Annotated in this window: 16 protein-coding genes and 1 pseudogene; 8 read left to right on the top strand and 9 right to left on the bottom strand. The window is 66.3% G+C overall.

Annotation, left to right across the window (positions count from 1 at the left end; all coding sequences use genetic code 11):
- Nucleotides 1-12: 12 nt before the first annotated feature.
- From infB to AB4Y44_RS28645, 7 genes are all read right to left on the bottom strand, one after another.
- Nucleotides 13-2,970: a translation initiation factor IF-2 gene (gene infB, locus AB4Y44_RS28675; RefSeq protein ID WP_368701497.1), complete on the bottom strand. Its 2,958-nt coding sequence runs from the start codon at nucleotides 2,968-2,970 to the stop codon at nucleotides 13-15.
- A 155-nt stretch (nucleotides 2,971-3,125) separates the two neighbouring features.
- Nucleotides 3,126-4,601, bottom strand: coding sequence for a transcription termination factor NusA (nusA, locus tag AB4Y44_RS28670; RefSeq protein WP_069267875.1), 1,476 nt, complete (start codon nucleotides 4,599-4,601; stop codon nucleotides 3,126-3,128).
- Nucleotides 4,598-5,056, bottom strand: coding sequence for a ribosome maturation factor RimP (gene rimP, locus AB4Y44_RS28665; protein WP_028204813.1), 459 nt, complete (start codon nucleotides 5,054-5,056; stop codon nucleotides 4,598-4,600). The genes nusA and rimP overlap by 4 nt, the downstream gene beginning before the upstream one ends.
- A 500-nt stretch (nucleotides 5,057-5,556) precedes the next feature.
- Complete coding sequence (gene rluB / locus AB4Y44_RS28660) at nucleotides 5,557-7,326, bottom strand: 23S rRNA pseudouridine(2605) synthase RluB (protein WP_368701496.1); 1,770 nt, start codon at nucleotides 7,324-7,326, stop codon at nucleotides 5,557-5,559.
- A 62-nt stretch (nucleotides 7,327-7,388) separates the two neighbouring features.
- On the bottom strand, nucleotides 7,389-8,381 hold the full coding sequence (gene scpB / locus AB4Y44_RS28655; protein ID WP_368701495.1) for an SMC-Scp complex subunit ScpB: 993 nt from the start codon (nucleotides 8,379-8,381) through the stop codon (nucleotides 7,389-7,391).
- A gap of 339 nt (nucleotides 8,382-8,720) precedes the next feature.
- Nucleotides 8,721-9,920, bottom strand: a complete 1,200-nt coding sequence (locus AB4Y44_RS28650; protein WP_368701494.1) for a pyridoxal phosphate-dependent aminotransferase — start codon at nucleotides 9,918-9,920, stop codon at nucleotides 8,721-8,723.
- A gap of 96 nt (nucleotides 9,921-10,016) precedes the next feature.
- Nucleotides 10,017-10,919: a LysR substrate-binding domain-containing protein gene (locus AB4Y44_RS28645; protein ID WP_368701493.1), complete on the bottom strand. Its 903-nt coding sequence runs from the start codon at nucleotides 10,917-10,919 to the stop codon at nucleotides 10,017-10,019.
- Between the two features lie 425 nt (nucleotides 10,920-11,344).
- Between AB4Y44_RS28645 and AB4Y44_RS28640 the strand changes: the two are divergent.
- Together AB4Y44_RS28640 and AB4Y44_RS28635 are read left to right on the top strand one after the other, a co-directional pair.
- Nucleotides 11,345-11,731: pseudogene (locus tag AB4Y44_RS28640) on the top strand (transposase); the annotation flags it as partial.
- Nucleotides 11,732-12,038: 307 nt separating this feature from the next.
- A complete protein-coding gene (locus AB4Y44_RS28635; protein ID WP_342920659.1) occupies nucleotides 12,039-12,317 on the top strand; it encodes a hypothetical protein in 279 nt (92 codons plus the stop codon).
- Nucleotides 12,318-12,555: 238 nt separating this feature from the next.
- On the opposite strand, the gene AB4Y44_RS28630 is transcribed toward AB4Y44_RS28635, so the two are convergent.
- A complete protein-coding gene (locus tag AB4Y44_RS28630; protein ID WP_069267881.1) occupies nucleotides 12,556-12,870 on the bottom strand; it encodes a hypothetical protein in 315 nt (104 codons plus the stop codon).
- Nucleotides 12,871-13,156: 286 nt separating this feature from the next.
- Between AB4Y44_RS28630 and AB4Y44_RS28625 the strand changes: the two genes are divergently transcribed.
- The 4 genes from AB4Y44_RS28625 to AB4Y44_RS28610 all read left to right on the top strand — a co-directional run bounded on the left by AB4Y44_RS28625 (nucleotide 13,157) and on the right by AB4Y44_RS28610 (nucleotide 15,311).
- Complete coding sequence (locus tag AB4Y44_RS28625; protein WP_342920660.1) at nucleotides 13,157-13,879, top strand: YdcF family protein; 723 nt, start codon at nucleotides 13,157-13,159, stop codon at nucleotides 13,877-13,879.
- Between the two features lie 159 nt (nucleotides 13,880-14,038).
- Nucleotides 14,039-14,266: a hypothetical protein gene (locus tag AB4Y44_RS28620; protein WP_342920661.1), complete on the top strand. Its 228-nt coding sequence runs from the start codon at nucleotides 14,039-14,041 to the stop codon at nucleotides 14,264-14,266.
- 271 nt (nucleotides 14,267-14,537) lie between these two features.
- Nucleotides 14,538-14,798 (top strand): hypothetical protein, encoded by a 261-nt coding sequence (locus tag AB4Y44_RS28615; RefSeq protein ID WP_028212153.1) that lies wholly within the window; start codon nucleotides 14,538-14,540, stop codon nucleotides 14,796-14,798.
- Nucleotides 14,799-15,068: 270 nt separating this feature from the next.
- A complete protein-coding gene (locus AB4Y44_RS28610; protein ID WP_342920662.1) occupies nucleotides 15,069-15,311 on the top strand; it encodes a hypothetical protein in 243 nt (80 codons plus the stop codon).
- 41 nt (nucleotides 15,312-15,352) lie between these two features.
- On the opposite strand, the gene arfB is transcribed toward AB4Y44_RS28610, so the two are convergent.
- Nucleotides 15,353-15,757, bottom strand: a complete 405-nt coding sequence (gene arfB / locus AB4Y44_RS28605) for an alternative ribosome rescue aminoacyl-tRNA hydrolase ArfB (RefSeq protein ID WP_342920663.1) — start codon at nucleotides 15,755-15,757, stop codon at nucleotides 15,353-15,355.
- 259 nt (nucleotides 15,758-16,016) lie between these two features.
- Here arfB and AB4Y44_RS28600 point away from each other — a divergent pair, with 259 nt between their 5' ends.
- Nucleotides 16,017-16,688: a VC0807 family protein gene (locus AB4Y44_RS28600; RefSeq protein ID WP_368701492.1), complete on the top strand. Its 672-nt coding sequence runs from the start codon at nucleotides 16,017-16,019 to the stop codon at nucleotides 16,686-16,688.
- A 123-nt stretch (nucleotides 16,689-16,811) separates the two neighbouring features.
- On the top strand, nucleotides 16,812-19,346 hold the full coding sequence (locus tag AB4Y44_RS28595) for an FUSC family membrane protein (protein ID WP_368701491.1): 2,535 nt from the start codon (nucleotides 16,812-16,814) through the stop codon (nucleotides 19,344-19,346).
- Nucleotides 19,347-19,360: the final 14 nt, after the last annotated feature.

The following is a 19,360-nucleotide window of genomic DNA, read 5'->3' as shown; positions in this document are numbered from 1 at the left end:
GGCGCCGCTGTATTACAGCGTACGCGCGACTTCGGTGATCTCGAACACTTCGAACTGGTCGCCTTCGACGATGTCGTTGAAGTTCTTGATCGACATACCGCACTCGAAGCCTTGCTTGACTTCCTTGACGTCGTCCTTGAAGCGCTTGAGCGAGTCGAGTTCGCCGGTGTGGATGACCACGTTGTTGCGCAGCACGCGCACCGACGACGTACGTTTGACGATACCGTCCGTGACCATACAGCCTGCCACTGCACCGACCTTCGGCACCTTGAAGACCGCACGCACTTCGACCATACCGGTCACGACTTCGCGCTTCTCCGGCGCCAGCATGCCCGACATTGCCGCCTTCACCTCATCCACTGCGTCATAGATGATGTTGTAGTAGCGGATGTCCACGCCGTTGGTCTCGGCCAGCTTGCGCGCCAGTGCATCGGCACGCGTGTTGAAGCCGATGATGACCGCCTTAGAAGCCGTTGCCAGGTTGACGTCGCTTTCGCTGATGCCACCCACCGCAGCGTGCACGATCTGCACACGCACTTCGCTCGTCGAGAGCTTGAGGAGCGCGTGAACCAGCGCTTCCTGCGAGCCCTGCACGTCGGCCTTGACGATGAGCGGCAGGTTCTGCACTTCGCCTTCGCCCATTTGCTCGAGCATGTTTTCGAGCTTCGCGGCCTGCTGCTTCGCGAGCTTGACGTCGCGGAACTTGCCTTGACGGAACATCGCGATTTCGCGCGCCTTGCGCTCGTCCGGCAGAACGATGACTTCTTCGCCCGCGCCCGGCACTTCCGACAGACCCTGGATCTCGACCGGAATCGACGGGCCCGCTTCCTTCGTGGGCTTGCCGGTTTCGTCGAGCATGGCGCGCACGCGGCCATAAGCGCTGCCAGCCAGCACCACATCGCCACGATTGAGCGTACCGGACTGGACGAGGATCGTTGCAACCGGACCCTTACCCTTGTCGAGCTTCGCTTCGATGACGAGACCCTTGGCCGCTGCTTCGACCGGTGCCTTCAGTTCCAGCACTTCGGCTTGCAGCAGCACGTTTTCGAGCAGGTCGTCGATGCCCGCGCCGGTCTTCGCCGACACCGGCACGAACGGCGAGTCGCCGCCGTACTCTTCCGGCACGACGCCTTCGGCCACGAGTTCCTGCTTCACGCGCTCGGGGTTCGCATCGGGCTTGTCGATCTTGTTGATCGCCACGACGAGCGGCACACCCGCAGCCTTGGCGTGCGAGATCGCTTCCTTCGTTTGCGGCATCACGCCGTCGTCGGCTGCGACCACCAGAATGACGATGTCGGTTGCCTTCGCACCGCGAGCACGCATGGCCGTGAAGGCCTCGTGACCCGGCGTGTCGAGGAACGTGATGACGCCACGCGGCGTTTCGACGTGGTAAGCGCCGATGTGCTGCGTAATGCCGCCCGCTTCGCCCGCGGCAACCTTGGCGCGGCGGATGTAGTCGAGCAGCGAGGTCTTGCCGTGGTCGACGTGACCCATGACCGTGACGACCGGCGGACGCGGCAGCTGCTCGGCGTCCGTGGACGTCGCCTGTCCTTCGACCAGCAGCGCTTCCGGATCGTCGAGCTTCGCGGCAACCGCACGGTGGCCGAGTTCCTCGACGATGATCATCGCCGTTTCCTGGTCGAGCATCTGGTTGATGGTGACCATCTGGCCCATCTTCATCATCGCCTTGATGACTTCCGATGCCTTCACGGACATCTTGTGCGCGAGGTCGGCGACCGTGATGGTTTCCGGCACGTGCACTTCACGCACGATCGGCTCGGTTGGCGCCTGGAACGTCGAAGCGTCCTGGTGACGGCCACGGCCCTTCGGGCCGCCGCGCCAGCCGCGGTCCACGCCGCCCGACGAGTCGCCGCGCGTCTTGATGCCACGGCGCTTGGCCGCGTCGTCCTGCCAGCCGCCCTTGCCTGCGCCCGGCTTCTTGTTGCGGTCGCCCGCACCGGCACCCGGCGCACTCGTCGAAGGCGCGGCCGTCGTGGGCGGCTTCTTCGCCGCGGCGCCTGCACCGGCGGCCGGACGCGCCGGCGCGCCTTCCGGACGGGCCGGCTTGTGCAACGTGCCCTTGGCTTCGGCGGGCTTGGCCGGCTCGACCGGCTTGGGCGGCTCGGGCGCCTTCACCTGCGCCTTGCGCGGCGTATTCATCATTTCGCGGATCGCGCGCGCTTCGGCTTCGGCAGCCGCGCGGCGGCGGGCGATCTCGTCCTGTTCCTTCTGCGCCTTGTCGGCGGCTTCGCGTGCGGCGGCTTCGGCCTTCTGGGCCGCTTCGCGCTGCGCGGCGCGCTCGGCTGCGGCGCGCTGTTCTTCCTGCTGGTCCTGCGCTTGCTTCACTTCTTTCGCTTCCGCTTCGGCATTGCGCTGCGCAGCCACGGCCTGAGCGGCCAGCTCGCGAGCGGCGGCATCGGCCGCTGCCTTCTTTTTGGCAGCTTCATCTTCGGCACGGCGGCGCTCGGCCTCGGCGGCCTCTTCGCGCGCACGGCGCTCCGACTCTTCACGCGCGAGCAGTTCCTGGCGCTCCTTGAGCTCCTGGGCCTGACGCTCGAGCAGTTCTGCCTCGCGGCGCGCTTCTTCCTCGCGGCGCTGCAGCTCCGCCTCTTCGGCGGCAGCGGCTGCGTCGGCTGCATGATTCGATGCATCCGCCTCACCGGCGGACTCGTCGCGGCGGACGAACGTGCGCTTCTTGCGCACCTCGACCTGAATGGTGCGTGCCTTACCCGTCGAATCGGACTGCTTGATCTCCGACGTATGCCGTTTCGTCAGCGTGATCTTGCGTTTGTCTGCATCAGTCGAGCCGTGAGACTTGCGCAAGTGATCGAGCAGACGCGCCTTGTCGGTCTCCGACAAAGCATCGCTCTCGCTCGCTTTCGTGACGCCCGCCGCCTGCAGCTGCTCGAGCAGCACGCCGGCAGGCATTTTCAGTTCCGCGGCAAATTGGGCTACGTTGTTACTCGCCATTCATTCCTCTTAATGCAAGGACCGATTCCTTGCGGTTGACATCGGGTCATGCGGCCTTCGGTGCCTCGCGTTCTGCAAGGCTCCGCCGCGTTCAGTTCAGTGGGTCATGGTCGCTTCCTGCTCGTCGCGCCCTGATGCAGTTTCCCGTTGGCGGGTTACTGGAACCAGTGCTCACGTGCCTTCATGATCAACGCCTTGGCGGCGTCCTCTTCCATTCCCGTCATTTCGACCAGCTCGTCCACGGCCAGCTCGGCGAGCTCGTCGCGGGTGTGAACTTCATGCTGCGCCAGTTTCGCGAGCAGGTCCGGGTCGATACCGTCCAGGCTCTTCAGGTCCAGGGCGGCGCTTTCCACCTTCTCCTCGTTCGCGATGGCCTGCGTGAGCAGCGCGTCGCGTGCACGGTTGCGCAGCTCGTGCACAGTGTCCTCGTCGAACGCCTCGATTTCCAGCATTTCGTTGAGCGGCACGTAGGCGATCTCTTCGAGGCTCGTGAAGCCTTCGTCGATCAGGATGTCGGCGACTTCCTCATCCACGTCGAGACGCGCCATGAACAGGTCGCGCAGCACCGTGCGCTCCTGATTCTGCTTTTGCGCAGATTCATCCGGCGTCATGATATTGATTTGCCAGCCGGTCAGTTCGCTGGCGAGACGCACGTTCTGGCCACTACGGCCGATCGCGACTGCGAGTTCGCTCTCGTCGACCACGACGTCCATCGAGTGCTTTTCCTCGTCGACGACGATCGACTGCACGGCAGCCGGCGCGAGCGCGCCGATCACGAACTGGGCGGGATCTTCCGACCATAGCACGATGTCGACGTTTTCGCCACCGAGCTCGTTGCGCACGGCCTGCACGCGCGAACCGCGGATGCCGACGCAGGTACCGATCGGATCGATGCGCTTGTCGTAAGCCACCACGCCGATCTTGGCGCGCACGCCCGGATCGCGCGCCGCCGCCTTGATCTCGAGGAGACCCTGTTCGATTTCGGGCACTTCCATTTCGAACAGCTTCATCAGGAACTCGGGCGCCGTGCGCGAGAGTTCGATCTGCGGGCCGCGCGCGGTGCGGTCGACCTTGCCGATCCAGGCGCGCACGCGGTCGCCCACGCGCAGGTTTTCCTTCGGAATCAGCTGGTCGCGGCGCAGCAGCGCTTCCACACGGCCGGATTCGACGATGAAGTTGCCCTTGTCCATGCGCTTGACCGTACCGGTCATGATGCTTTCGCCGCGCTCGAGGAAGTCGTTCAGGATCTGCTCGCGCTCGGCGTCGCGCACCTTCTGCAGGATGACCTGCTTGGCGGCCTGCGCGCCGATACGGCCGAACTCGACCGAAGGTACCGGCTGCTCGACGAAACCGTCGATCTGTGCTTCCGGGTCTTGCTCGCGGGCTTCGAACAGCAGGATTTCCTGGTCCGGCTCCTGCAGTCCCGCCTCGTCCGGCACGACGCGCCAGCGGCGGAACGTTTCGTGTTCGCCGCTTTCGCGATCGATATGCACGCGGATATCCGCATCCTCGTCGAAGAGTTTCTTGGAGGCCGACGCAAGCGCCGCTTCAAGGGCGGCGAACACCACGTCCTTGTCGACATTCTTCTCGCGTGCCAGCGCATCCACCAGCATCAACACTTCGCGACTCATTGTTTGCGGCTCCTAAAGTCAACTTTGGGGACAAGGCGTGCTTTGTCGATGTCCGCGAGCGTGAAATCGAGCATCGCAGGACCCGCCTTCCCTTCGAATTCCAGACCGATGGATTCGCCTTCGGGAGCATGCACGATACCCCGGTACGATTTCCGTCCGTCCAATGGCTTTTTCAACGTGATTACCGCTTCGCAGCCTGCGAAGCGTTCGAAGTCCGCCAGTTTCTTCAGCGGACGGTCGAGACCCGGCGACGAAACCTCGAGTCGCTCGTAGTCGATGTTCTCGACCGTCAGAACGTGCTGCAGCTGACGCGTGACCTTCTCGCAGTCCTCGATCGCGATCCCCGCGGGCTGATCGATGAAGATGGTCAGCATGCCGCGCCCGGTGCGCTCGAGGTCGACCAGCTCGTAACCGAGCCCGGTGACCGTGGTTTCAATCAGTTCCGTCAGTTGCACAATGCCCACTCCAGATGTTCTGCGCAGCGGGCCAGCAACTTCCTTCGCTCTAATTCTTGCTTCGCTAGGGATTCGCGGGCCGCGCGCCAGGTGAGCGCGCGCGCTTCTCACCTACTGCCCCCGATGACGAACGACCTGGATGGTTAGACGGCCCCCAAATTGACAATGCCGAACGTGAAACGTCGGCATCTGTTGGTATCCAATTTGAGGCGAACCAAAAAAAAATGGGCGAAACGCCCATCTTCTCACTTAGCCAGGTGGTCGCACCTGGGGCGCGAATTACTACCCAGATGACAGCCGCACGCCCAGCGACTTTGTGATTCTAGCCTTTTTTGCACATTAACGCAAATCACCGGTCAAGCCCAATGCGCCTTTTGCCGTTATTTATGGGCTCGCAAGGGGATTTTCCGGTGTTTTACGCGCGAACCGCGCGCATTGCCGCCGTTGCATGGCCGCGACGCCCGCCGCATGTCGCAGACGGGCGTGGCGCGCTTCGCGCGTCAGTGGCCGCGAGTGCGGTTGCGCGGCGTGCCGCGCTGGCCGCCACGGCTGTTGCCGCCCGCGCGATTGCCATTGGGGTTGGCATTGCCGCCGCCGTTGCCGGGACCGCTACGGCGATTGCCGTTGGCATTGCCGCCCGCACGCTTGCCCTGCGCGCCCGGCGCACGGTTGCCGTCGACCTCGCGGCCGCCTGCACGGTTGCCGCCACGGCCGCCGAAACCGGAGCCCGCGCCGAAATTGCCGTGACCGGCACCCGCGCCGCCGCCGAAGCCACCCGCTGCGCCGCGCCGTCCCTGGCCCTGACGCGGCTGCGCCATCGCACCGTGTGAGCTCAGCACCGGCTCGCGGTTGATGAAGCCCATCGACGTCTGCATCGGATCGGGCTGGCGACGCTCCTGTTCCTTGCCGCCGCGACCGCCCTTCTCTTCGCTCGGCGCCTTCAGGCCGACCGCGGCCATCAGCGCGCGCACCTGGTTGTCTTCGAGCTCTTCCCAGCGGCCGCGCTTGAGTCCCTTGGGCAGCGCGATCGGGCCGTGGCGCGTGCGGATCAGGCGGCTCACCATCAGGCCCGCCGCCTCGAACATCCGGCGCACTTCGCGGTTGCGGCCTTCGGCCAGCGCAACGTGATACCAGTGATTCGTGCCTTCGCCGCCGCCGTCGCGGATGCGCAGGAAGCTCGCAGGGCCGTCCTCAAGCTCGACGCCCTTGAGCAGCTTCTGGCGGTTCCCCTCGGTCAGCTCGCCCACCACGCGCACGGCGTATTCACGCTCCACGCTGTAGCGCGGGTGCATGAAACGGTTGGCCAGATCGCCCGAGGTGGTCAGCATCAGCAGACCTTCGGTGTTGAAGTCCAGACGGCCGACGGCCAGCCACTTTGCCGTTTTCATCGGCGGCAGGCGGTCGAACACCGAGGGACGGCCTTCCGGATCGGCATGGCTCACGATTTCGCCGGTCGGCTTGTGGTAAATCAGCACGCGCGGCGGCTTGTTCTGCAGCTTGCGCTTGATGGGCTTGCCATTGATGCGGACCTGGTCGGTCGGCAGAATGCGCTGGCCGATGTGCGCGGGCTCGCCGTTCACCGAGACGCGCCCGGCGATGATCAGCTCTTCCATGTCGCGGCGCGAGCCCATGCCCGCATCCGCCAGCACCTTGTGCAGCTTCGGTGCGTCGTCGTCCGGGCTGAGCACGCGCTTGGGCTGCTGGGCGCGGCCGCGGCGCAGCATCGGTGCGCGCACGCCCGATCCGGCGCCGTTGTCGGCGTCGAATGCCGGCGACGTCACATAGAGGAACAGGTCGTCCTGGGTGGACTCGCCCGCGGCGGCTGCCGGCTGGCCTTCGCCTCGGCCCTGGCCCTTCTGGCGCTTGCCCGCACCCTGCTGGCGCTCGCCCTGCTGGCGTTCGCCCTGACGCTCACCCTGAGCGGCGGCGCCCGCGTTCTGCCGGCGGCCCGGCTTCTTCGCGCCTGCGTCCTTGCGCGGTGCACGGCCGGCGGGAGCCCGCTCAGGCGCCGCTTCCGGCGCGTCAGCGGGCGCTGCCGACACGTCGGCGCCTTCCGCGCCTTCGGTCGGCTTTGCCTTCGCGCCCGCGCGGCGGCGCGCGATCAGGCTGCGCGGCCCGCGGCGCAGACCGCGGCGCGGACGCTCTTCGCCCTCGCCGCCCTGTGCTTCGCCTTCGACCTGCGAAGCACGCGTGTCGTCGTCGCGCGCGGAGGACGCGCGGCGCGCGGATTCGGACGCGTCGGTCGAATCGGTGTCGTGGATATCAGTCAAAACAACCTCAAAATGTCAGGTTGCGCGCCCGCTTGCGGGGCGCGTCAAAAATGCTTGTTGCTTCAGATGCCGCGTCGTGCGGCTTCGTCGTCCGTCGTCGAGACGGGGTCGTCCTGCGCCGCGTCGCGGCGGTCTTCGTGTTCTTCTTCGCCCGCCGCATCTGCTGCGTGCGCGGCATCCTGCGCGTGAGCGTCGGGGGCTGACCCGTGCTGCGCGAGGCTGGCTTCTTCATGTACCGCTTCGCCCGAGGCATCGGCTGCGTATGCAACGTTTGCGCCTGCCGCCTCGTGCGTTTGTTTCGCTTCTTCCGCTGCGAGCGTCTCGTGCGCTGCGCTTTCGGGCTGTGCGGGCGTTTCGAAGCCCGACTCATCGCCCGATGTTTCGACGCCAGACGTTTCACCCTGCGCTACCGGTGCCAGCGCATCTTCCGCGCCCGCGACATCGGCGGCAGCCTCGGGCTGGCCTTCCGCGACGAACTGCGCCGCGGCGCTGTCGGGAAACTCGATCGCATGCTGGGCAAGCAGTTGCTCGCCGAACTGGCTCGACGGATCGTCGAGCGGCGGCAATTCGTCGAGCGACTTCAGGCCGAGATCGTCGAGAAACTCCCGTGTCGTTGCATAGAGCGCCGGGCGGCCCGGCACGTCACGATGACCGATGACTTCGATCCAGTTACGGTCCTCGAGCTGTTTGACGACCTGCGTGTTGACCGTGACGCCGCGAATTTCCTCGATGTCGCCGCGCGTGACCGGCTGCCGGTACGCGATGATCGCGAGCGTTTCAAGGACCGCGCGCGAGTAGCGCGGCGGCTTTTCGGGGTGCAACCGGTCAAGGTACGTCCGCATGGCCGGCTTGCTCTGAAAGCGCCAGCCCGACGCGAGCCCCACCAGCTCGACGCCGCGCCCGGACCATTCATGCCGCAGGTCTTCGAGCAGGTTGCGGACCGTGTCGGCCGAAATGTCGTCGGCAAACAGTTTGCGCAGTTCGCCGATCTTCAACGGCTCCTGCGTGCAGATCAATGCAGTCTCGAGGACGATTTTCGCCTCTTGGGTATTCATGCAGCCAGGTCAGACCCTAAGTAAGGTAAATCAGGTTCAAGGAACCGGATCAGACAGACGAAAGACGATATGGAACTTGGAGACGCGCTCGCCCGATTCTGATCGGTCATATTGATGGGAGCACGCACCGGGGGGCCGAAATTCAGGCAAAGAGCCAGGCCCAGCCGGAGGGAGCCGCGAAGTTCCCGCAGGGAATCGCTTGACTGAGCGCCATATTACGCAAAAACGCTGGGTGCGTAAAGACGCCATTCCGCATGAGCGGCCTCATTTTAATCCGGACCCCGCCACCGCTTTATGCCCGCTCGCGCCACGCCGGTGCACGGCGCAGCGCGAGCCGCCTCAGTGCGCTCCCACTGTCTCCAGGTAGCGCGCGAGTCGCGCGACGCCCGCGTCGAGCCGCGCCGGATCGCAGGCATAGCACCAGCGCACGAAGCCTTCCCCTTGCGGTCCGAACGCGCTGCCCGGCGCGAGGCCGAGGCCCGCGTCGCGCACCAGCGCCTTGCACAGCTCGAGGCTGTTCTGCGCCCCCGCCAGCCGGAAAAAGAGGTACATCGCGCCGTGCGGCACTCTCACATCGACGCCGGGCAGTTTTGCCAGCGCCGCGGCGAGGTAGTCGCGCGAGGCCCGCAGATCGGCCACCAGCGCGTGCGTGAACGGCTCGCCGTGCTCGACTGCCGCAATGCCGGCCTGCTGTACGAACGAAGGCGCGCACGAGGTGTTGTACTCGACCAGCTTGCCCAGATCGTCGGTCAGGCTACGGGGCACGACCATCCAGCCAAGCCGCCAGCCGGTCATGAGCCAGGCCTTCGAGAACGAATTGACGCAGATCAGGCGCTCTTCGCGCGACGCAAGATCGAGGAACGAGGGCGCGGTGCGCTCACCCGCGTCGCCGTAGTAGAGGCGCTCGTAGACCTCGTCGGCGACGATCCAGATGCCGAGGCGCCGGCAATGCTCGAGCACCGCGCGCTGCTGGTCGCGCGTCATCACCCAGCCGGTCGGATTGTTCGGCGAGTTGATCATCAGCAGGCGCGTCTCGGGCGTGAGCGCCGCCAGCAGCCGGTCGAGATCGAGCGTCCAGCCGCGCTCGCCGTAGCCGAGCGAGACCGTCTCGACCGTGGCGCCGAGAATCTTCGGGATTTCGACGAGGTTCGGCCACAGCGGGGTCACCGCCACCACCCGGTCGCCCGCGCCGACGACGAGCTGTGCCGCCAGCATCAGCGCGTTGACGCCGGCGCTCGTGACCGCCACGTTGTCCACCGACGTCGCGCCGTGCAGTTCGCTCACGTAGCGCGCGAGCGCTTCACGCAGCGGCGCGATGCCGAGGTTGTGGGTATAGAACGTGTCGCCGCGCCCTAGCGCCTCGGCCGCCGCCTCGCGGATGAACGGCGGCGTCACGCGGTCGGACTCGCCGAACCAGAACGGCAGCACGTCGGCAACGCCGAACCCGGCATTCGCCACTTCGCGGATCTGCGACGAGCGCAACGCACGCACCGCTTCTCGCGGCAGGGAAAGGGAGGACGACGGTTCGAAATCGCTCATCGGGGTTCCGGGTGGCACAGCATGTGGGAAAGCATCGAGTGTAGCGCGCGGCCCCGCGCGACGAGGTCCGCGCCTGCAAGCGTTGGCGCGGCGGCTTCAGTGCTGCGCTTCGGGCTGACCGGCAAGTTGACGGATCAGCGACCAGACCGCTTCGGCGGCCGGCGAAAGCGAGCGGTCGCGCCGCCGCACGAGCTCGACGGTGCGCTCCGCGCGCGGCACGAGAGGCCGCGCAAGCAAAGGCGCACCCGCCGGTACGGGTAGCGCGAGCCAGGGCAGCACGCTGATGCCCACGCCCGCCTCGACGAGTCCGAAGACCGTGGCCGGATGACCCAGTTCCTGTACCACGCGCGCGCGTACGCCCTGCTCGCTCATCACGGCGTCGATGAGCGGACGGCTTCCCGATGCGTAATCGAGCATCACCAGACGCTCGCCGTCCAGCTCCTTCCATGAGACTTCGTGGCTCAACGCGAGCGCGTGATCGCCGCGCACGACCACGCAGAACGAATCCGTGGTCAGGCATTGCGTTTCGAGATCCTCGGTGGCAAAGGGTCCGATGATGACGCCGAAGTCCACCTCGCCCGAGCGGATCTTGCGCACGACGTCGCTCTGCACGTCGTCGCGCAGTCCAAGCGTGATGTAGGGAAACTGCCGCCCGCATGCGGCGACGACCTGGGGCATCAAGCGGCACGCGACCGTCGGACTGGCCGCCACGACGACGCGGCCGCGCCGCTGCTCGCCGATCTCGCGAATTTCGCGCAAGGCGTCGTCGAGATCGCCCAGCAGGCGCGGAATGCTCGCGATCAGGTTCGCGCCGACATCGGTGAGCTGCACCTCGCGTGTGGTTCGGTCGACGAGCTTCACGCCGATTTCGGCTTCGAGCTCGCGCACACAGCGGCTCACCGCCGACTGCGTGAGCCCGATTTCGTCCCCGGCCCGGCTAAAGCTCTGCAGCCGGGCGACCTCGATGAACACCCGCAACTGCCGCAGCGTCACATTCATCCGCTTGCCTCATGAATTGTCCGTTTTCATGCAATTTTATGCCGGACACCCATCGTTGCGGGCAGAGGAACCTCGCTGCCCATTGTTCGCCGCAATGCAGCAATACGGCGCAAGCGCACGTCCGACGGGCTTGCCTGCACAAGATTGGTGATTCTCCCGATTTTCTCGATAAGTGTTTTCGAGTCTTATACGCCCCTGGCAATCTCCCGCGCGGGCTTGGCGCCACGCGGCTTCAAGACGAGAACGTACGTGCTGGCACGGTTTTCGCATTAAGGCACGCACAGGTTCGATGGACGTACCGGAAGCATGTAGTCCGGGACGATCCAGCCGGGCCCGCCTGGTACTCCGGCATCCGGCCGGGAGTACATGAAGAGTGCGCAGCGCGGGGCAGCGCACCGGAGATAGCTTCGCTGAGGTGAAACATGATGCTGTTCGACGATTTGAGAGACAACGAATGGGCGCTGGTCGAGGCGTTGTTCTGTGCTGAACCGGCACGGAGCGAACGGCGCGGACGGCCTCGCGTCGAAGCGCGTGCTGTGGTCAACGCGGTGCTCTGGGTGCTTTCGACGGGTGAAGGCTGGTCCAAGCTGCCGGGCCGCTACCCCTCGCCGCCGACTTGCCGCCGTCGTTTCGACGAGTGGCAGGCAGACGGCACGCTTGCGGAGATCGTCAAGCGACTGAGCACGAACGGGCGCGAAATTTCGCTGCGCGGCCGTATCGGCGCCACGGCGACCAAGCCGCCCGCGCCGCCCAGCCGTGATCGCCTGCGCGGCGCGTTCTGGACCAATCCGGAATCGTGGCGCGCGCCGGTCAAGATGGCCTGAGCCACGCTTGAACTGCTTTTCCGCCGGGCGCTTTGTGCGCCCGGCGTGTTTTTCTCCCAACCCTTCCGCACTGCGTGGCCGCTGCAGACCGCTTTCCGGTCATCTACTGACAGCGCCGCCCCTCTCCGGCCGATGCATGCTGCATCGACGTCGCTGCGTCCGCAACCAGGCGACCGGCACCGCGCGATACATCTCTTTACCAATATTTACAGCGCGCTTTCGCGCCCGACGTTAGCTTAGGAGCATGTCCACTAACGTCAAGAAACTGGATTGACGGGGAACCACCATGAAATCCATGAACCTGCACATCCGGGGCATCATGGTTTCGCTGTCCGCCCTCGCCCTTTTCGCGCCGACGGCGTCGTTCGTGTCGTTCAGCGCCGCGGCCCAGCCGCCGCATGCCTCCGTACCGAAATGGTCGATCTCGCGCACCGGCGCGCACGCCATGCCGCCCGTAGCGCCTGGCCCGAACGCGGGCAAACCGCCCGTGCCGCGCGGCGACCTGCGCGGCGACATTGCGGACAATGCCCGCCGCAGCGCGCCGCAGAGGCAGGAACCAACGCAGCGCCGCTAAGCCGGCCAGCGAAACACCATCGAGGGGACTGCAGGAACCGATGAAAGAGCCGCGATGACGGAGGACGGCAAGAGCGTCCGGTACGTCGCGGCTCAGCATATACCCTGCCCCGGGGAACCAGCGCGTCTCATGTGCGGTCTACTCTTACGCCATCAAGCACAGCGTGGCAGCAGTAATTCCGGTAAGCCCGTATCTTTCGATGCGGGCTTTTTTTTGGCGGGACGAAGAGAACAGGGTGCTACTGGCTGGCTTCGAGGCCGGATTGGGGCACGCGCTCCGCGACGTAGTCGGCCACGCGATGTGCGCTCCACTGCACCGTGCGCTCGTCGCGAGCGAGCCGGGCGAATTCGGCGCGGCCGCGATCGGTCAGCACCGCGATATCGACCGGCGCATGAAAACCCGGCGCCGGCGCAACCGTGCGTTGCCGGACGATGTCCATCATGCCGAGATCGCGCAAATACTGGAACACTTCAGGGCGACGCGCCCACGGGACCTGCCGATACTGCACCCGCCTCAGCGCTTCGAGTACTGCTTCGTTGGAATACGTGGTCATCTCACTTCTTTCTTAAAATGCAGTCCTGCGATCATTGAGCCTCACGCGAGCCGGCTGCGGCGCAATGCGGACCTGAGAACGGCGCAGTCTGTGCCCTGGCGGGCCCACGCGCCCTATCCGTGCGATGTGCAGCGGCAGGGACTGCAGGTTATCCGGGCCCCCGTGAAAGCGACTTCACCGCTTCCCGCACGGCCAACGCCGCGCCACGCTCGCGGCGCAAAGGTCGGTTGGACGCGCATTTTCCCGAAAACAATACGTTACCTCATCCAAATTGATTCTATTCGTTTTGTTTGTGCTATTTGTTGCGCTCGGCCTGCTGTGGCGCAGCGCGCGCTGGCGTGTCGCGGTCTGCGCGGCCGGGGTCTTCTGGCTGCTCGCGACCGGCTGGCTCACGGGGGTGCTGCTCGATATCGCCCAGCCGGAGTTGTATCGCACTCCCTACGATCAGGCGAAAATCGGCCCGGCGCACTTCGGTGCGCGCACTGCCATCATCATGCTGGGCGGCGGCACCGAATCCCGTGGCGGCCAGCTGGTCCCCGCGCGCGACGTCTACGCACGCATCGCCCTTGCCGCCGAACTGTACGCGCAGTGCGCGCGCGCGGGCGGCACGTGCCGCGTGATCGTGAGCGGCGGCAACCCGGAGCACCATGCGAGCGCCGAGGCCGACAACTACGCGCCCTACCTGCTGCGCGCCGGTGTGCCAGGCGCCGATCTCGTGCTCGAAAACCAGAGCCTTACGACGTATCAGAACGCGCGCAACGTTGCGCCGATCGTCCGGGCCGGGAACGATGAAACGCTCCTGCTCGTGACGTCCTCGTACCAGATGCGCCGCGCGATGCTCGATTTCCGGCGCTTCGACATGCACCCGCTGCCCGCGGTTTCCAGCGTGCGCCACGTCGAGCGCGGCCTGCTCCCGCGCATCGCGAATCTCAAGTCTGCCGAAACGGCGCTCCACGAATCGATTGGAGTCGCGCAGTTTTATGTCTATCGGATGATCGGCTGGTTCTAGTATGACGGTTAGGCGACAACAGATGTAACGAGATGTAACACCCGTGCGAACGGCTTACGTGATGTCATCTGGCGCGAGTATTTGATCGTTAGAATGGCATGTCCATCCTGCTTGGACAGGTAACGGCTGGGTCCATAAACCGCTCCTTCGGAGGTAGAGATGAAAAAAGTGTCCCTCGCAGTCCTGATTTCACTTTCCGCACTGGCGGGCGCTGCGCATGCGCAGTCGGATAACGGCATCACGATGAGCACAGATCCGGCCAAGGCGGACGACGTCCTGCAACGCGCGCAGGCCCTGCAACAGCAACAGGAAGCCGCGCCCGCGCCGGCGCCCATGCCGCATCACAAGTCGGGGCATCCGCATCACAAGAAGGCCCCCGCCCAGTAAGAACGGGCGAAGCCTGGCCGCGCGCTGCCCCGCGTACGCGGGCAGCGCCTTCCCTGCAATGCAGCCGATGCCGGTCTAGCCGCCATCGGCTTTTTTTCGCCGCGCCACTCCGCTGCGCTTGCGGTCCCGCGTGCACCGCCGCCGCGCCGACGCGTCGGCGCGGTATGCTAAAGTCGCGCACCTCGAGAATGCCCCGGTCGGCAGACGCGGTCGACCAGACGCGGTCGGCATAGACCCAACCTTTTGTGCGCGCCACGCGCGGAGAAACGCAATGAGCAACATCCAGCTCGACATCGAATGGACCGAAGCGGCCTCACGCAAGATCGAAAAACTGATGCCGCGCGGCGGCAACCAGGACGCGTATCTCGCGCTGCCCCCCATCGAATGCCTGCCGATGGAAGGCGACGTGCTGTTTCTCGGCCCGGCGGGCAAGCAGCAGCCGTTCATCGTGGCGGAGCGTCAATACCATCACGAAGGCGACGCGGACTGGACCATCATCCTGATTCTCGACGTGCCCAACACGGCGCACTGAGCGGCAAACCATGCCCGCCAGCAGGCGGCATGCAAGGCGCTCGCACCCGACGCGGGCGCCCTCTCGCGGCATCACCTCCTCCCGCCTTGCATGGCATGCCTCGCCGCGCCAGGCACGGCGAGTGCGCGCAGTTTCTACCCATGGTCCCAGACTTGACGACAGGCCCTGGCGGTGACCGCCGTCGGGCGAGCGCCTGCTTTGGACGGCAGTTGCTCGGCCCGCGCGGTAGAGGCGCCCACGCACCGCCCACGCCGCCGTGCGTCCCGAGCCATGCCGAACGATCCGTCGAACGCGAAGGCGACTGCCACCGCCAGCCTGCTCGCCCAACTGCAGCCGCATACCGACAGCTGGGGCGCGCAGTGGCATGGTTGCGCGCTCGCCAGCGCATTCCAGCCGGTGCTCTCCATCCCGCATGCCATCGCGCTCGACTACGGCGGCGCGACGCACGTGCTGTGCGCGGACTTCCCGCCCGAGCACGGGCCACGCGAGCGCCCGTGGCGCGAGCCGGGTTGAGCCGCGTCGCAGACCGGCAATCCGCCGCGCGGTCCGGGGAACTATTCGGTGACGCGCCGGCGCCCCGCCTTCAACTCACCGGTGCGCGCCTTGCTGTCGAGCCGGCGCAGCTTCGAGGCACGCGTAGGGCGCGTCGCCACGCGCGCCTTGCGCGTCACGCTCACGCTGTCGACCAGTTCCTCGAGGCGCGCAAGCGCGGCCACGCGGTTCTGTTCCTGGGTGCGGTATTCCTGCGACTTGATCACGACCACGCCCTCGCTCGTAATCCGCCGGTCGGCGAGCGCGAGCAGGCGCATTTTGAGCACCTCGGGCAAGGACGAGGCGCGGATGTCGAAGCGCAGATGAATCGCGCTCGACACCTTGTTCACGTTCTGGCCGCCCGCGCCCTGTGCGCGAACGGCGACGAGTTCGATTTCCTGCAACGGGATGGGCGCGCGTGCGGTCATGGGCAACCAGAAAGAAAGCAGGCCGCATCGGGCCGGACACGCGGCAGTGTCGCACAGCGCAGCTGAATCGACACAGGCATGACACAGGCGTGACACCTCCTCGCGCAAGCGGCGGGTCGATGCGCCGCAGGCATGCGCAATACCGCCCCCGCAGTCGGCGCGCGGCGCGCGGCGCGCGGCGCAGCCAGTTTGCCGCCGCGCGGCGCATGAACCATACTTGCGACATTCCCTTGGGCGAACCCTCAGGAGCACGCACCCCATGAAGCTGCGTCCCGCATTCGTTGCCGAACTGGCGGTCAACCTGCTGCTTCCCTGGGTCGCCTACCGTCTCGCCGAGCCGCACTGGGGCGAAGTCGGCGGCCTCATTGCCTCGGCCGCGCCGCCGCTTGCCTGGAGCATCGTCGAACTGGTGCGCTTTCGGCGGGTGGATGCGCTCTCCGCCGTCATCCTGCTCGGCATCGTGCTCTCTCTGCTCGCCGTGGCGTTCGGCGGCAGCCCGCGCGTGCTGTTGATGCGCGAAAGCCTCGCCTCGGGCGCGATCGGCGCCGCGTTCCTGATCTCGCTCCTCGCGAAGCGCCCGCTCGTGTTCTATCTCACGCGAGCGACGGTCGCGCGCGAGACCCGCGAGGGCGTCGCGCGCCTCGAACAACTCTGGAAGGAGAATGCGAGCTTCGCGGCGGCCATGCGGCTGCTCACGTTCATCTGGGGCTTCGGGCTTTGTCTCGATTCCGCGCTGCGCACTTATCTGGCCGCCACCTGGCCGATCGAGCGGTTTCTCGTCGTCTCGCCGATCATCGGTTATGGCGTGTTCGGCGGCCTGATGGCCTGGACCTTCTGGTACCGCACGCGCATGCGGCGCATTCACGGCACGCACGGCCTGCTCGGCGACGCGGCCGCGGCAACGAACGCGAGCACGCTCAGCGTGGACTGAGACGGCGGCGCCAGCTTCCGCCCGGTCCGGCACGCATCGGCGGTCAGATCGCGCCCGAAATACGTTAGACTCAGCGCCACAGTCCGCGGCGTACCGTCCGCTCTCGAACTTCCCCGGCAGTCGATGCGCTACTCCGTAGAAATCAGGAAATTCCTCTATAGCCAGTACTTTTACGGCGGCCTGCGCATCGCGATCGGCATCTCGCTTCCCGCCGTCCTCTGTCTGTTCGTCTTTCACAAGAGCGAGCTGGGCTTCACCATCTCGACCGGCGCGCTCGGCGCCTGCGTGGTCGACATGCCGGGGCCGCTCAAGTACAAGCGCAACGAAATGCTCGCGTGCAGCGTGATCGGGTTCCTCTCCGCTTACGCCACGGGCCTCGCCACCTTCAGTCCCATCGCGCTCTGGGCCTCCGTGGTGCCGCTCACCTTCGTGCTCTCGCTGATCGTGGTCTACGGCAACCGCTGGCCGCAGATCAGCTTCGCCACCCTCTTCATGATGGTGATGACGCTCGAGGAGCATTTCACACCGCACCTCGCGCTCGTCAATGCGCTGTGGATTCTGCTGGGCGGCCTCTGGTACACGGCGTGGTCGACCTTGATCAGCCAGCTCATGCTCGATCGCATCGAGCAGCAGGCGCTCGCCGAAAGCGTGTTCGCCTGCGCCGACTACCTGCTCGCGCGCGCCCAGTTCTTCGACCTCGACAACGATCTCGACGAGTGCTATCGCAACCTCGTCGCGAAGCAGATCGCCGCTGTGGAGCGCCAGGACGCGGCGCGCGACATCGTGCTGCGCAACCTGCCCAAGCTCAGGGCCGGCAAGATCGATGCGCGGCGCGCGATGCACTTCAACCTGTTCATCAACACGGTCGATCTGCACGAGCTGTTCGTTGGCGCGCACACCGACTACCCGCTCGTGCGCAACACCTTCGGCGGCTCCGACCTGCTCGTGTTCTACCGCGACCTGATCCGCAAGGCCGCCGCCGATCTCGAAGACATCGGCCTCGCGGTGCTGCAAAACGAGGCGCCGCGCGCGAGCGTGAACGTGAAGGCCGAATTGCGCGCCATCGAATACGAACTCGAGCTGCTGAAAAAGCGCGACCTGGCCGCGACCGACCCGGAGGCCTATGCGGCGATCTCGGCGTCGTTCCGGCGCATCTGGAGCGCGACACGCCTGATCGACCGCATGCGCCGCAGCCTCGCGAGCGAAGTGCCGACGACCGAAACCGAGCTGCGCATCGACGAGGCGCTCACGCGCTTCGTGACGAACCGCCGCGTGTCCTGGCTGCAGATCTTCTCGAATCTCACGATGGCCTCGCCGAGCTTTCGCCACGCGCTGCGTGTGACGATCGCCGTGGCGGTGGGCTTCTGGCTCGGGCGGCTTCTGCCGCTCACCAACGCCTACTGGATCGTGATGACGAGCATCATCATCCTGAAACCTGGCTACTCGCTCACGCGCCAGCGCAACGCGCAGCGTATCGTCGGCACGCTGATCGGCTGTATCGCGAGCATCGCGTTGATCCTGCTCGTGAAGCAGCCGCTCGTGCTGCTCGTCTCGATGTTCGCGGCGATGGTGATGAGCTACAGCCTCCTGCTGTTCAACTACACGGCGAGCGTGGTGTTCACGTCGGCCTACGTGCTCCTGATGTTCCATCTGCTCGCGCCGGGCAGCATGCGCATCATCGGCGAGCGCGCGATCGACACGGTGGTGGGCTGCATGATCGCCATCGCCGCGAGCCATCTGTTCCCGTACTGGGAATACCGCCTGATGGGCAAGCTCGTGCACGACATGATCGCCGCGACGCGCAGCTATCTCGAGGCGAGCTGGTGGTGGAGCGGGCGCACGAGCGCGCCGCAGCCGGCGTTCGCGGGGGCCGCGGTGAGCGAGGCCGGCGCACGCGTGGCCGCCCATGCGGCGCCCGCGGCGACGCGCGCGGCCGATGCGGGCGGCGTGGCGAATCCGCTGCTGCCCGGCAGCGCGAGCGCGATGGCGAGCGCTTCGGCGAACGCGGCGAGCGTCATCGACGATCCCGTCGCTGCCACCGCCGCGACCCTCGACGACTCGCCCACAGCCGGCGCGCCGGGCTCGCCCGTGTCGGCCGTGGGCGCGAAGGCCGCTGCGCAAACCGCGCAGGCCACCGCGGGCGCAGCCGCAGCGGCACCGTCGCTCGCGCGCGACTTCCGCTACCGGCTCGCGCGCAAGAACGTGCACGTGGCGTTCGCGAATCTCGGCCAGGCGTTCCAGCGCATGATGCTCGAACCGAAGGCCGCGCAGAAGTTCGTGCCCGAGCTCAACGACCTGCTCGTGCGCAGCCACGTGCTCGCCTCGCAGATCACTGCCACCGCCCCGCTCCTGCGCAGCACGGCGCGGCCCGACCAGCCGGAGCTCAAGCTCGACGCACTCGAGCGCGCGCTGTCGTGCGTGCGCGAGAACCTCGTCGCGGCCGAAGCGGGCACGCCTGCGCCCGCCGATCAGGCCGACATCACGAAGCAGCTCACGCGCGAACTCGATGCGATGGTGGTGGAAGCCGAGCGCGCGCTCGGCGCTTCGGCGGAACTGCCCCAGGAACTCAAGCTGCTCGCCCACCAGTGCAAGCAGATGATCACGGCGTCCTGGCTGATTCGCCGGGACGCGAGCATCATCCGGCTACCGGAGGAATAAGCAGGAGACCGACC

It is taken from the genome of Paraburkholderia sp. BR10937, from assembly GCF_040965695.1.
GTDB lineage: Bacteria > Pseudomonadota > Gammaproteobacteria > Burkholderiales > Burkholderiaceae > Paraburkholderia.
The sequence above is the reverse complement of the archived record's forward strand: the minus strand, read 5'-3'. Positions and strand labels throughout refer to the sequence as shown.

What these genes read in the sequence shown, in the direction of transcription:
- AB4Y44_RS28650 (WP_368701494.1), bottom strand. Translation starts at nt 9,920, where the DNA reads ATGAGCGATTTCGAACCGTCGTCCTCCCTTTCCCTGCCGCGAGAAGCG.
- AB4Y44_RS28620 (WP_342920661.1), top strand. Translation starts at nt 14,039, where the DNA reads ATGAAAAAAGTGTCCCTCGCAGTCCTGATTTCACTTTCCGCACTGGCG.
- AB4Y44_RS28595 (WP_368701491.1), top strand. Translation starts at nt 16,812, where the DNA reads ATGCGCTACTCCGTAGAAATCAGGAAATTCCTCTATAGCCAGTACTTT.
- AB4Y44_RS28630 (WP_069267881.1), bottom strand. Translation starts at nt 12,870, where the DNA reads ATGACCACGTATTCCAACGAAGCAGTACTCGAAGCGCTGAGGCGGGTG.
- AB4Y44_RS28615 (WP_028212153.1), top strand. Translation starts at nt 14,538, where the DNA reads ATGAGCAACATCCAGCTCGACATCGAATGGACCGAAGCGGCCTCACGC.
- infB (WP_368701497.1), bottom strand. Translation starts at nt 2,970, where the DNA reads ATGGCGAGTAACAACGTAGCCCAATTTGCCGCGGAACTGAAAATGCCT.
- AB4Y44_RS28610 (WP_342920662.1), top strand. Translation starts at nt 15,069, where the DNA reads ATGCCGAACGATCCGTCGAACGCGAAGGCGACTGCCACCGCCAGCCTG.
- arfB (WP_342920663.1), bottom strand. Translation starts at nt 15,757, where the DNA reads ATGACCGCACGCGCGCCCATCCCGTTGCAGGAAATCGAACTCGTCGCC.
- AB4Y44_RS28645 (WP_368701493.1), bottom strand. Translation starts at nt 10,919, where the DNA reads ATGAATGTGACGCTGCGGCAGTTGCGGGTGTTCATCGAGGTCGCCCGG.
- AB4Y44_RS28600 (WP_368701492.1), top strand. Translation starts at nt 16,017, where the DNA reads ATGAAGCTGCGTCCCGCATTCGTTGCCGAACTGGCGGTCAACCTGCTG.
- nusA (WP_069267875.1), bottom strand. Translation starts at nt 4,601, where the DNA reads ATGAGTCGCGAAGTGTTGATGCTGGTGGATGCGCTGGCACGCGAGAAG.
- AB4Y44_RS28635 (WP_342920659.1), top strand. Translation starts at nt 12,039, where the DNA reads ATGAACCTGCACATCCGGGGCATCATGGTTTCGCTGTCCGCCCTCGCC.
- scpB (WP_368701495.1), bottom strand. Translation starts at nt 8,381, where the DNA reads ATGAATACCCAAGAGGCGAAAATCGTCCTCGAGACTGCATTGATCTGC.